Here is a 12,204-nt window from a genome sequence, read left to right as displayed (position 1 = left end):
CGATGTCGTAATAATGAAACCACTTAAATTAAAAATAGAACCATGAGAAAAATTACAGCACGAATTATCGGAGCAATGGCGCTCCTGGCGGCAACCGGCGCCAGCGCGCAGCGGGGACTGCCCCCGGGTGACGTGACCAAGGTCACCCATACTACCAAATATGCCGAGCACCTGGATTTCCTGCCGGAAATGGCCAAGCTGCTCAAGGTTCCCGAAGGCTGGAGCGTGAGCGTAGCCGCTTCCGGACTGGGCAAGCCCAGGATGATGCACCTGATGCCGGACGGCAGGCTTTATGTCACCCGCCGCGATGCGGGAGACGTGCTGCTGCTGACGGATAAGGACGGCGACAGCAAGTTCGAGGATGCCGTGACGGTAGTGGCCGAGTTCAAGGGCGTCCATGGGATAGCCGAAAAGGACGGCTGGCTCTACCTGTGCAACAACAACGAGCTCCGACGCTACCGCATCGGGGCCGGGGGCATGCTGGAAGGAAAAGAAATGCTTTTCAAGGACATGCCTAGTGCAGGGCAGCACCCGAACCGCACCATGGGATTCGGGCCCGACGGCAAGCTCTATATTTCCGTGGGCACGCTCTGCAACGACTGCAAGGAATCCGACCGCGAAGCCGCTACCCTGCTGCAGGTCGATCCCGTTTCCTGGACCCGCACCATCTACGCCTCGGGACTTCGCAACATGATAGGATTCGACTGGCACCCACAGACCGGCGCGCTTTACGGCCTGGACAACGGAGGCGACGCCAAGGGCGACAACTGGCCTCCGGAAGAGCTCAACCGCATAGAAGGGGGAAAGAATTATGGCTATCCTTTTGCTTACGGGAAAAAAGAAGTCGACCAGTCCAGGGAAGACCCCGCGGGCAACAGCAAGGAAGAATGGGTAAAGAATACCGAGCCTTCCGTACTTGAGTTCCAGGCCCATATGGCGCCCATCGGCTTCCGGTTCTTCCCGGCCGGCACTACGCTGGCAGGCAACGGGCTGGTCTGCTGGCACGGCTCCTGGAACCGAAAGGGATCCGTCGGCTTCAAGGTCCAGCTGATCCGATTTTCCAACGGCATTCCCGTAGCTGCTGAAGACTTCCTTTCCGGCTTCCTGAAAGGAAAGACCCGATTTGGTAGGGCGGCGGGTGTAGCCATAAGCACATCGGGCACGGTATACGTTACCGATGACGCCAACGGAGTACTCTATTGTATAAAACAAAACTAACCCTTATGAAAAAACTAGCATACTGTTTCCTGCTTGCCGGATGCGCGGCAGCGATACCCGACCAGCCAACCGCACGAATCGAATTTGCCGCCCCGGAGAGCTACCCTGAAGGCATTGCCTATGACAGCATCTCAGATTCTTTTATCGTGTCTTCCGCAAGGCTGGGGACCCTGGGCAGGGTGACGCCTGGCGGCGCCTACACCAAATTGATCGAAGATTCTTCTTTTAAGTCAACCTACGGAATCAAGGTGCATCCTGACGGCAAGCGCGTATTTGCCTGCGTCGGGGATGCCAACTACAGCAAGTTCACTTCCCCTGCCACACGAAAGAAAATGGCGCGCCTGGTAGCGGTCGACCTTTTGACCGGCAGGAAAGTAAGCGATATCGACCTGGCAGGCCTGGTCCCGGGAGAACATTTCCCAAACGACCTGGCTTTCGACAGCGGCCAGAATGCCTACATTACCGACAGCTTCGCCAACGTGGTCTACAAGGTCACGCCCCAGGGAAAGGCTTCGGTATTTGCCGACAGCCCGCTTTTCAAGACAAAGGGCATAGGGCTCAACGGCATCGCTTGGCATCCGGACGGCTACCTGCTCGTTGTGAGCAGCGGCACCGGGGCCCTCTACAAAATCGACACGAAGGATCCGAAGAAGGTTTCAAGAGTCGCTGCCGAACAGTTCTTTATTAACGGGGACGGACTGCTGCTTACCGACAGGGACAAGCTTGTCGTAGTACAGAACGGAGGAAGCGACAAGATCTACGAGCTGGCATCGGAAGACGGCTGGGCCACAGCAAGGCTTTCGGCCTCTACCCTTGCGGCAGACAGGTTCACCTACCCTTCTACCGCGGCAAGCGCAAAAGGAAAGGTCTGGGTGATGAACGCCAATTTTTCTGAGATCGTCGACAGCACCTCGGTGCCGTCACAGAAATTTGCGATCCAGCACGCGCGCCTGGTGCCACTGCCGAAATAGCGGCAAGCGCTGCCGAGAGCCTGAGAAGTTTTAACATCTGTTTGCACTTATTAACTTTTCTATAAAAAAATAGACCGCAGACATTCCGTAGCTTTATAATGAATTCAGGAAGTCCCGTCGCGCGCGGCGGCTGAAGCGGCGCCAATCGGGGCGAAAAGGATAAAAATAAAGGGCCGCAAGCCCACTAAATCAATAACCAATCAAATACAACCACACATGGCGAATCAAAATGCACCAAAAAAAGACGGCAGGGGGCAGCGCACCGTGCCACCCAAGTCAGCCGCGGCTGACGGATTGAGAGAATTGTTCATTGACGAGCTGAAAGACATTGTCTATGCGGAGCGCGCACTTGTCAAGGCGCTGCCGAAAATGGCCAATAATGCCCACGATCCCGGCCTTAAGGTTTCCATCGAGGAGCATGTAGCCGTAACCGAAGGCCAGGTGGAGCGCCTTGTCAAAGTTTTCGAGATACTTGGCGAATCTGACCGGGGCAAAAAATGTGATGCCATGGAAGGCCTCATCAAGGAAGGCGAAAGCATCCTTGAGGAAACAGAGCCGGGACCCGTAAGGGATGCCGGGATCATTTCCGCTTCCCAAAAGATAGAGCATTACGAGATCGCCTCCTACGGCACCCTTGTAGCCTTTGCAAAAATCTTGGGCGAGAACGAGGTGGCAGCCCTCCTGGAAGAAACACTGGCGGAGGAAAAAGAAGCCGACGATAAGCTGACCGACGCCGCCTACAGCGGCATCAACCTGGAAGCAGCCGGTGAAAAAGCGGCAAAGGACGGACCGCAGTCCAAAGAAGTGCTGTAATATACTACTTAGGGCTGCCTGAAAATAATTCAGGCAGCCCTTTTTTCTATGATGCCCTGATAACAGCAGGTGACCCACCGCTCATCACTGGGGCGATGGCACTCTGACACCAAAAATAAACGCATGGAACCCAACAGCCGAATAGAAACCCTTGACCCGCTGGCTGGCCCCGACAGCAGGGTGCTGATCCTGGGGACGGCTCCAGGAGCCCTTGCGATGCAATCGGGAGAGTATTTCGCCCATCCCAGAAACCAGTTCTGGAGGCTTCTTTTTGCTGTATTCGAGACGTCCTCGGCGGTCAGCTACCAGGAAAAAATGAAGTTTCTTCAGGCCAGAGGGATTGCGCTGTGGGAGGTTCTTGAAAGCTGCGAGCGCATCGGAAGCAGCGACAGCGCGATTCGAAACGAGAGGCCTAACGACGTGCCCCGGTTTCTGGCGCAGCATCCGAGAATCAGGCATGTCTTTTTCGACAGCAGGGCAGCCAAGAAATTCTACCAGAAGTACCACCCGCTGCTCGACACGATAGAATACGGCCTGCTTCCCTCGCCCAGCCCCGCCTATGCCTCCATGACCTTCGAACAGAAGCTCGAGAAGTGGAAAGCCGTCAGGCTGGCAGCTGACTCGCTCCCGCAGCTGCAAGCAGGCCGGTAAGACAGCCGGCCGCATCAAAAACTTAATAAATATAAAACGATACCATGAAAGCAATCATCCTGCTCGGGACACTGAAAGAAAACGGAACATCCAACACGGCGGCTTTAGCTGATTTTGCTGCAGGCTACCTGAAAAAAGAAAAGATAGAATGCGAGATCCTTCGCCTGGCGGAACACGAGATCGGCAGGGGTACCTACATTCGGATGGAAAAGCCGGACGGCTTCCCGGCCATCTACAAGAAAATACTGGAGGCGGACATCGTGCTCTTTGCGACCCCAATATGGTGGAACAGCCATTCGTCCGAAATACAGCGCATCATTGAACGCCTGGACGAGGTTTACGATATCATCAACGAAGGGAAGCCCTCGCCGCTGGATGGAAAGCTCGGGGGCGTCATCATCACCGGCGATTCCGACGGCGTCGAGCACGTGACCGGGAATATTGCCAATTTTTTCTGCAGCATCGGCATCACCGTACCGGCCTACGCCTCGCTTGGCGTCATCTGGGAAGGCCACGGCAAGCAGAAAAAGCAGACGAAGTCCAGCCTGACCAGGTATTACGAAAAAGAATATGCATCCGACGCGGCATCGATGGCCAAGTCATTTGCCAGGCTGGGAGGCCTTAAGAAATAAATGCAGGCCAGGCTTATGCGACTCATGTCCAATAACTATCGTAACGATATAACGGTGCCGTCCGTGTCGGGAGCGCTCCAGCCCTCAGAAACCTTGACGCAAGCGTAATTTTTGCAAGGCGCATCGGTTACAAAAAAGCCTGCAGGATAGGATTCCTGCAGGCTTCACATATAAAGCTTGGCATATAGCTTACATCCTTTTTTCTGCCACGCCAGTCAATTCCATCGCATCTGCATTCACCGATACGATGGCAACATCGGTAAGTATCTTATCGGCTTCAATTTCTTCTGCTAGCGTCTGTTGCAGCAGTTTAGCGGCATCATTCTCTCCGAGCGCCTTTGCGAAAGCAAGAAGCGTTCCGTAAGTCGCAATTTCATAATGTTCCACTTTTTGAGAGGCAGCAATGATTCCGGCATCCCTTACCGGTCCCGGATGCGTTTCCTCAAGAATACCGTTTCCTTCTAGAATAAGTCCAGCCATTGCTTCGCATTTCTTGCCTTGGGCTTCCTGTCCCAGCAGCTCAAAAATAGTCTCAAGCCGAACCACCTGGTTTTTAGTTACGGCAAGATGGTCTTTGATGCTGGATTTCAAACTCGGGTCCGTGGCATTTGCTTCCATGTTCGGCAGTGCTTTCACCAGCGCATTTTCTGCCCAGTAGATATCCTTTAAGCATTCTAGAAAGAGCGCCCCAAGATTAGTCGCGGCATCAGCTGCCGGGGCAACAGTCACCTGGCTCGGCGCATTTTCCCCCGCACCCTTTTTACTTGATTCTTTTGAATTTTTCATATCACGTATATTTTTGTTGGTTAGATTTATTTGTCAGCGTTCAATACCTCTTCTCTCTTCCAGTAGCGGTGGCCGGCGATGGCATTGATAAATTCCGAAGCGAATCCTGCATCTCCCACGGTACTGCTCGAAATAATGCCCCCGTCGATAAGCGCATCGCCTTTGGCTAAAAACTGCGGTGCGGAAAGCAGATCGATACCGTCGCCTTCCGTTCCGATGATTTTGCAATGCCTGTACGCGTCATTTATAAATTCCATAGCGTCTAAATTATCGCCCAGGGCTAGCTGCGTATTTCCAGAAGGAACAAAAATGGCATCAAAAAGAACTGAGGAAGCTGTAAAAAAACTGAAATCCACACCAATTGATCCGCCCTCTTCCGTGCTGACAAAACCCAGGTGCGGTGCGATGATGCAAGCTTTCGCATCCTGTTCCAATAGTGCTTTCTTGATTCCCATCACAGAAGCTTCGCTCACCCCGTCATTGCACAAAAAGGCAATTTTTCTGGATGCGATCGTAGGTGTCACGGTCGGATTTTTTATCATGCTCAGGGCGTCCGAAATTTGGATATCTCCAGAAACTTCCTTGGGCTCTTTTGTTCCCACATCATCTGCTCCCACGCCGTGGTTCATCGGTTTTTCCGGCTGCGCCGGGACTTTCATTCCAAGCCCTGTGGCGACGCGTTCGGCTAATTCCAAATTCACCTGTGAAAGCAATCCCAGCATGCGAGAACGTATTGCGGTATTTTCTACTTTACCCAATTCAAAACGCAGCGCTTTGATCATATGGTTCTGCTCAGTGGTAGTCTGGCTTTCGAAAAACATTTTGGCTTGGCTGAAATGGTCGGTAAAACTATCGCTTCGTTGGCGAACCTTGTGTGCTTCAATTCGTTCATTAAAGCTTGAAAAGCCACCTTCAGCGATCATCGCTTGGTAAGGACATCCTCCGCCCAAAGAATTTGGGTGATAACTCACGCGTCCTTTATTGATTTCTTGTCGCATGTGTCCGTCGCGCTGGTTATTGTGCGTTGGAGAAATGCTTCTGTTGATCGGAATTTCATGAAAGTTGGGACTGCCCAATCGAGACAGCTGCGTATCTGTATAAGAAAACAACCTTCCTTGCAATAGCGGATCATTTGTAAAATCAATGCCCGGAACTACGTGTCCTGGATGGAAAGCAATTTGTTCCGTTTCAGCAAAAAAGTTATCTGGATTTCGGTTTAAAACCATCCTCCCAACAATTGTCACGGGAACCAATTCCTCAGGTACCAATTTGGTAGGATCTAAAAGATCAAATCCAAATTTATGCTCATCTGCTTCCGGGATCAGCTGCACGCCAAGTTCCCATTCTGGAAAATTTCCCTGTTCAATAGCTTCCCATAAATCTTGCCTGTGGAAATCAGGATTTTTTCCGGAAATTTTCTGCGCTTCGTCCCATACTACGGCGTGCGTTCCTAATTTTGGCTTCCAGTGAATCTTGACAAAATGAGATTCATTCGCCTCATTGATAAATCTGAACGTATGTACTCCGAAGCCTTCCTGCATTCTGTAACTTCTGGGAATGGCGCGGTCAGACATCAGCCACATAATCATGTGCATGGATTCTGGCATCAGTGAAATAAAATCCCAAAACGTGTCATGCGCTGATGCTGCCTGAGGGATTTCATTGTGAGGCTCTGGTTTTACAGCATGAACAAGGTCTGGGAATTTGTTGGCGTCTTGGATAAAGAACACCGGAATGTTATTTCCCACGAAATCGTAAATTCCCTCTTCAGTATAAAATTTAACAGAGAAGCCACGAACATCTCTCGCCAAATCTGTGGAACCTCTCGAACCGGCAACTGTAGAAAACCGAGCAAAAACGGGTGTTTTCTGATTCATTTCTTGTAAAAAACCTGCTTTGGTAAATTCCGGAATTGGGTTGGTGACTTCAAAAAAGCCATGCGCTCCTGAACCGCGCGCATGCACAATTCGTTCCGGAATTCTTTCATGGTCAAAATGTGTGATTTTTTCTCTTAAAATAAAATCCTCGAGCAATGACGGACCTCGTTCGCCGGCTTTCAGCGAATTATTGTCATCATTAATTTTGACACCTTGGTTTGTGGTCAAAAACTTATTAGTCCCGTCTGATTTGTTGATGCTCAAATCTTCTTGTTTGGCTTCTTGCTGATTAGGCTTGCCTGTATTTTTTTCCATTGTGCTTGTTGATTAAATTGTAGATAAAGTACGTGATTCTCAGACCGATAAGCCTTACATAATTCGCTATTGTTTATTATATGATGTGTTGTGAATTGCTTAAACTTTTATAAGCCAAATATTTGAAATCAGACCTTTTTCAAATGCTTCGCACATTCATTTTCATATACCTCTCGGCGTAATCCAGTACTCGAAAAACGATGGTTTCTGGAATTATAAATGAGTAAAATTCTATTTTCTTCGCAGTACCTTTTTCCAGTAAATTCCTTTTCCCGATACTCTTCTCCGATAATTCTGACGTCTATATGAAACAATCGTAAAATGTCATCTAAATCCTGTTCCGTGGTGTAGGGTATAATCTCGTCGACGAACTTGCACCCTTTTAACTGGGTGTATCGTTCCACGAGGGTTTGGGTTGGCCTGTTTTTTTCTGGTCGGTCGATTGTGGGGTCAGTTTGAAGCCCTACAATCAGGTAATCACACTGTGTTTTTGCGTCAGCGAGCATGCGGATATGGCCTGCGTGTAGCAGGTCAAATGTGCTGAAAGTAATGCCGATGGTTGGTTTTGGTTCCATTTTTTATCATTTAAATTGTCATTCTCAAAGGCTGAATTGGTCGTTTGAATGCTTTCACGAGTTGCTGTTGCGCTAGAATTGCTGTAATAAAATCACGTTCTGGGATTCGGTTTGAATGTTCGTCTAAATCCCAAATACCGCAATTGCTAAAGCTGGTCAAATCATCCCAATCTGGGCGATCGGTCACTGGATAAATGCACATCCCATAAAATTCCACGCCGTTTTTCATAGCAATGATGCTTTGTTCCGTTACTTCTTCCAGCCAAGGAATTCGGCCACAGCCAAAATGTCCCGTCTCCGATAAAAAAATGGGCTTTCCGTAACGCGCGTAAACGCTTTCAAGCATTTTGCTCAATGGTTTTCTTCTTGATTCCATTTCCGGCCATGGCAAAGTTTGTCCCGGTCCTTGCCACTGGCAGTTCCAGTAATAATTGAAGCCCAGAATGTCCAGCATTGATTCGTCGCCGCCTAATTCAGGGCAAATTCTTCCGGAAATGATATCCATTGCCTGAAACTGATGCTGGTTTCTTTCGTGCAGACAGGCTTCGGTTTCATCTTCACACAAATGGATTTTCACCATGGGTTCCACCAAGATAATCCTGCAGGACGGGTCAGCGGCTTTTAAGGCATTGATACCCAGAATGGCGGCTTTGCAGAGATGGTATTTGATATCCCAACCGCTATTTACCGCAAAGGGGACGGTACCGCGAACATCGCCGGAATGCCACGCCAGAAAGCTTATTTCATTAATGGGAACCACCAACAGCGGCTGTTTTGCGTGGGCCGCATAAAATTTCGCGAAAGCCTCACAGAGCTTGACAAATCGGTCGCAAAAGTTGGGATGCGTTGGATAAATTCCATCTGGATAGCCGAAGTGGATTAGATCCCAAATCTGTTGTATTCCATATCGTTCGGCGGCATACATTCGATGTAAAACCTCAGAAAAATTGAATTCTCCAGGCACTTTCTCCACATTGCTCCAGCAAATTCCTTCTCGAACCGTCATTATCCCGATTTCTGACAATAGCCGATAATCTTCGTCCACGCGGATATTGTGCTGGGTTTCAAAGAGCAAATTGACTCTTTCTCCAGAACGATTTATATGGTCGGCACATTCGAAACCGCCCATAAAAAATGTTTGAAACGGATTCATCAGATGACGGCTTTATAATTTTCTGGTGCTGTTTCTTCGAGCGAAGCAAATAAATCCAATGCATTTTTAAATGCTTGGTCCATATTGAAATACTTGTAATTGGCGAGTCGTCCCACGAAATAAACGTCGGTTAACTTATCCGCTTCTTCTTTGTATTTGTCGTATATCTTCTGGTTTCTTGGATTTGGAACCGGATAATAGGGTTCGCCGCCATCAACCGTAAACTCTTTCACGACCGTGGTTTTTTCTGATTGTTGGTTTCCAAAATGCTTGTACTCAATAATTCTAGTGAAATCAACTTCCATTCCTGGGTAATTGACCACCGAATTTTCTTGGAAATATTGTTGGTCTAAAGTTTCGCTGACAAAATTTATTGAGCGGTATTCCAATTTTTCCTCCATGCTGTGCTTGAAATCAAAGAAGCGGTCGACAGGTCCGGTGTAAAATAATTTTCCATAACCCGCATATTCGTCCATAACGTCAAAATAGTCGGTATTCAGGAGAATTTCTATGTTATTGTTGGCTAAAATTGAATTAAATAATTGGGTGTAACCGCCTTTTGGAAGCGCTTGGTATTTATCCGAAAAATAGCGGTCGTCATAATTGCTTCGCACTGGAATTCGTTCTAATACCGAAGCATCCAACTCGGCAGGAAATTTGTCCCATTGCTTTTTGGTATAATGCTTGAACATTTTTTCGTACAATACCTTGCCTACTCGATTCAGAACTGCTTCTTCGCCGTTGGCAGGTTTTTCGAACGGTTTTCTATTGGTTTCTAACCACGCAGACATTTCCTCTTCTGAAGTGATATTTTCTCCAAATAACGTATTGACCGTGGTGATATTTACCGGAATCGGCACGTTTTTATCGTCCACGCGAGCCACAACTTTGTGCTCCCACGGATACCAATCTGAAAATTGCTGCACATACTTCCAGACGATTTCTTCATTGGTATGGAAAAGGTGCGCGCCATACTTGGAAACCAAGATGCCGTTGTCATCCATATAATCATAACAATTTCCCGCAATGTGGTCGCGTTTTTCGATAATAAGAACTTTTTTTCCAAAAGATGCATAACGTTCCGCTAAAACCGCTCCCGAAATTCCTGCGCCAATAATTAATATGTCGATGTTTTTCATAAAGCTTTTTGTTTGATGATGGCACTCATTTTTTGGGCAGTAGCGTCCCAAGACGTGTTTGCAAGGATTTCTTTGTAAGACAAAAGATTCGAGTTGTTTCCTAAAGAAACGTATGAAATTGCTTCGCAAAAATCATCCGCGTTTTCAATTAGTGCCACACAATCTGCGTAATCTCTGACCACGTCTTTAATTTTGGTGGAAATAATTGGCTTTCCAGCCGCCATATATTCCAAAGTTTTCGTTGGGCTTATAAATTTGGTCGAATCGTTCAAAGCGAAAGGCATCATGGCGATGTCAAAAGCTTTCAAATAGGCAGGAAGTTCATCGTATGTTTTCATGCCCAGATAGTGAATATTGGTCAATCTTGGCAAATCGCTGTCACCGATTTTCGCCAGCGGGCCAATCATTACAAAAGAAACTTCTGGCGACTTTTCAGCAGTTTCATGTAATAATTCTAAATCGATTCGCTCGTCAATCACGCCATAATAACCCACGACTGGCGCCTTGATATGAGCAATGTCCATTGGGATTTCAATTCCGTTCAAGGCTTGTGCAAAATGTGATTCGTCGACTGAACTTGGAAAACAGTATGCATTTCCGTGCATTTTTTTCTTAGATTCATAAAGTGATTTTCCACCGGTAAAAACGATATCTGCATTGGAAATCAAAAATTTTTCTTGGTCAATTAATTCCTGCGGTGCGCCTTTAAACAAGGAAAGTTCATCCATGCAGTCATAAATGATGGTTTCAAAATTTAGTTCTTGCAACAGCTCGCTGAAGGCTGCAGAATAAAACCATCCCATGGAAACTTGGGAATTGGAAACATACTTTGAAAGTACATTTGAAATGTCTTTTATGGTTCTTACCTTGGGCTGCAGCACATGAAGCTGCTGATTGACTTCGGTTAAGATTGCCGTATTTTCTTCTTCTGGATCGAAACCGATCGGCTCTTCGACAAAAAGAACTTTTAAATCTTTAGCGAGCCTGCTGATGATATGCTGTGGCCTTTGGTACACGAACTGCCATCTGAGGTGGCAAAAGACAATCATGTCATAATTTTTGCCATTTTCTTTGTTAGTAGATTTGTTCGTGTTGACACCTTCTTCATGCGCCGATCTAAAATTTTTCATGTTAATTTTCAGTTAGTTGGTTGCTTGATTCTTCAGATAAAGGTAGCACGCAGCACTGCAAACTAATTACATGATATTAAAATTTAGTTACATCTAATCGTGCATTGAAAATAAATCAGAAAACTACTTGGGTGTGGCCGCAGCGTCTTGCCGGCCCGCACCGGATTACAAATGCAAGCCCATACAGTAATTGGGAATTGTCAGCGCGCAGGGAGCTGTTTTTACAAAACAGGAAAAATACTTAAGGGGCAATGCTCGCCAGCCCCTAGTTGATTACCATTACATAATTGGCAATGTCGAATGCCGAAGTTGCATACCGCCACTGTATTTTCAGTGCGCTTTCGATTGCGCTTTTCAATTTTTCAAAACTGTTGGTCTTGACGATACAGAGGTTCGCTCCAAAGCTGAGGCTAGATTCAATATGGCTTTCAGCATTTGAGGTCGAGTAGATTGCTATGGGAAGGCTGCTGAATTTCGGATCTGAACGCAGCACCTTGAGCACCTCCATGCCCCCTACCCGTGGCATATTGAGATCCAGGAACAGGATATGGGGCAGTTCAGCAGCAGTGCTGAAAAACTCCAGCGCCTCTTCTCCGTCCTTCAGTAAGGCCAGGGTACTCTTGACCCGAAGTGAGGAGAAGGCGTCCTTAAAAAGATCCCTGTCGTTAGGATCGTCATCTACCAGCACGGCCATAACCCTGTCTATCCCATACAGCATTGTTTTTTTACTTAATACTTATATAGTAAAGCTATAAAAAATACCTGCAATGGCAAATTTGATTCAAACTATGCGATAAGGTTGATCGTCTAGTCGAAGCCTGCGTGACCTGGAATTCAAAACCTCTCAATATCAAAGCGGACCCGCGACAGCATTGCCGACAAGTTATACGCCGGAAACAATCTTTAACTTTTGGTTGCAATTATTAACGTCCTGTAGCTTTTCA

12 protein-coding genes are annotated in these 12,204 nt (G+C 47.5%); 5 read left to right on the top strand and 7 right to left on the bottom strand.

The features are described from left to right. The first annotated feature begins 42 nt into the window (after positions 1–42). The 5 genes from ACFPVY_RS02020 to ACFPVY_RS02000 all read left to right on the top strand — a co-directional run bounded on the left by ACFPVY_RS02020 (position 43) and on the right by ACFPVY_RS02000 (position 4,285). Positions 43–1,218: a PQQ-dependent sugar dehydrogenase gene (locus ACFPVY_RS02020; RefSeq protein ID WP_379790031.1), complete on the top strand. Its 1,176-nt coding sequence runs from the start codon at positions 43–45 to the stop codon at positions 1,216–1,218. Positions 1,219–1,223: 5 nt separating this feature from the next. Then, the gene (locus ACFPVY_RS02015; RefSeq protein ID WP_379790030.1) at positions 1,224–2,189 is read left to right on the top strand and encodes a gluconolaconase; all 966 of its coding nucleotides are present in this window, start codon (positions 1,224–1,226) and stop codon (positions 2,187–2,189) included. A gap of 216 nt (positions 2,190–2,405) precedes the next feature. Then, positions 2,406–3,002: a YciE/YciF ferroxidase family protein gene (locus tag ACFPVY_RS02010; protein ID WP_379790029.1), complete on the top strand. Its 597-nt coding sequence runs from the start codon at positions 2,406–2,408 to the stop codon at positions 3,000–3,002. Positions 3,003–3,125: 123 nt separating this feature from the next. Further along, positions 3,126–3,653 (top strand): DNA-deoxyinosine glycosylase, encoded by a 528-nt coding sequence (locus ACFPVY_RS02005; RefSeq protein ID WP_379790027.1) that lies wholly within the window; start codon positions 3,126–3,128, stop codon positions 3,651–3,653. A gap of 44 nt (positions 3,654–3,697) precedes the next feature. Then, positions 3,698–4,285 carry a flavodoxin family protein gene (locus ACFPVY_RS02000; RefSeq protein WP_379790026.1) on the top strand — a complete coding sequence of 196 codons (588 nt, stop codon included), beginning with the start codon at positions 3,698–3,700 and terminating at the stop codon, positions 4,283–4,285. 189 nt (positions 4,286–4,474) lie between these two features. Here the strand turns inward: ACFPVY_RS02000 and ACFPVY_RS01995 are convergent, their stop codons facing one another. From ACFPVY_RS01995 to ACFPVY_RS01965, 7 genes are all read right to left on the bottom strand, one after another. Continuing rightward, positions 4,475–5,071, bottom strand: a complete 597-nt coding sequence (locus ACFPVY_RS01995; RefSeq protein ID WP_379790025.1) for a YciE/YciF ferroxidase family protein — start codon at positions 5,069–5,071, stop codon at positions 4,475–4,477. 26 nt (positions 5,072–5,097) lie between these two features. Beyond that, positions 5,098–7,263 (bottom strand): catalase, encoded by a 2,166-nt coding sequence (locus ACFPVY_RS01990; RefSeq protein WP_379790024.1) that lies wholly within the window; start codon positions 7,261–7,263, stop codon positions 5,098–5,100. A gap of 128 nt (positions 7,264–7,391) precedes the next feature. Continuing rightward, positions 7,392–7,838 (bottom strand): adenylyltransferase/cytidyltransferase family protein, encoded by a 447-nt coding sequence (locus ACFPVY_RS01985; protein ID WP_379790023.1) that lies wholly within the window; start codon positions 7,836–7,838, stop codon positions 7,392–7,394. 10 nt (positions 7,839–7,848) lie between these two features. Then, positions 7,849–8,991: an alpha-amylase family protein gene (locus tag ACFPVY_RS01980; protein ID WP_379790022.1), complete on the bottom strand. Its 1,143-nt coding sequence runs from the start codon at positions 8,989–8,991 to the stop codon at positions 7,849–7,851. After that, the gene (gene glf, locus ACFPVY_RS01975) at positions 8,991–10,130 is read right to left on the bottom strand and encodes a UDP-galactopyranose mutase (RefSeq protein ID WP_379790020.1); all 1,140 of its coding nucleotides are present in this window, start codon (positions 10,128–10,130) and stop codon (positions 8,991–8,993) included. The genes ACFPVY_RS01980 and glf overlap by 1 nt, the downstream gene beginning before the upstream one ends. Next, positions 10,127–11,260 (bottom strand): glycosyltransferase, encoded by a 1,134-nt coding sequence (locus tag ACFPVY_RS01970; protein ID WP_379790019.1) that lies wholly within the window; start codon positions 11,258–11,260, stop codon positions 10,127–10,129. Before ACFPVY_RS01970 ends, glf begins: the two co-directional genes overlap by 4 nt. A gap of 265 nt (positions 11,261–11,525) precedes the next feature. Beyond that, a complete protein-coding gene (locus tag ACFPVY_RS01965) occupies positions 11,526–11,978 on the bottom strand; it encodes a response regulator (RefSeq protein ID WP_379790018.1) in 453 nt (150 codons plus the stop codon). Positions 11,979–12,204 lie beyond the last annotated feature (226 nt).

The organism is Flavobacterium qiangtangense (genome assembly GCF_042658345.1).
GTDB classification, from domain to species: Bacteria; Bacteroidota; Bacteroidia; order Flavobacteriales; family Flavobacteriaceae; genus Flavobacterium; species Flavobacterium qiangtangense.
Note: the sequence above shows the minus strand (reverse complement) of the source record. Positions and strands in the feature narration are given on the sequence as shown.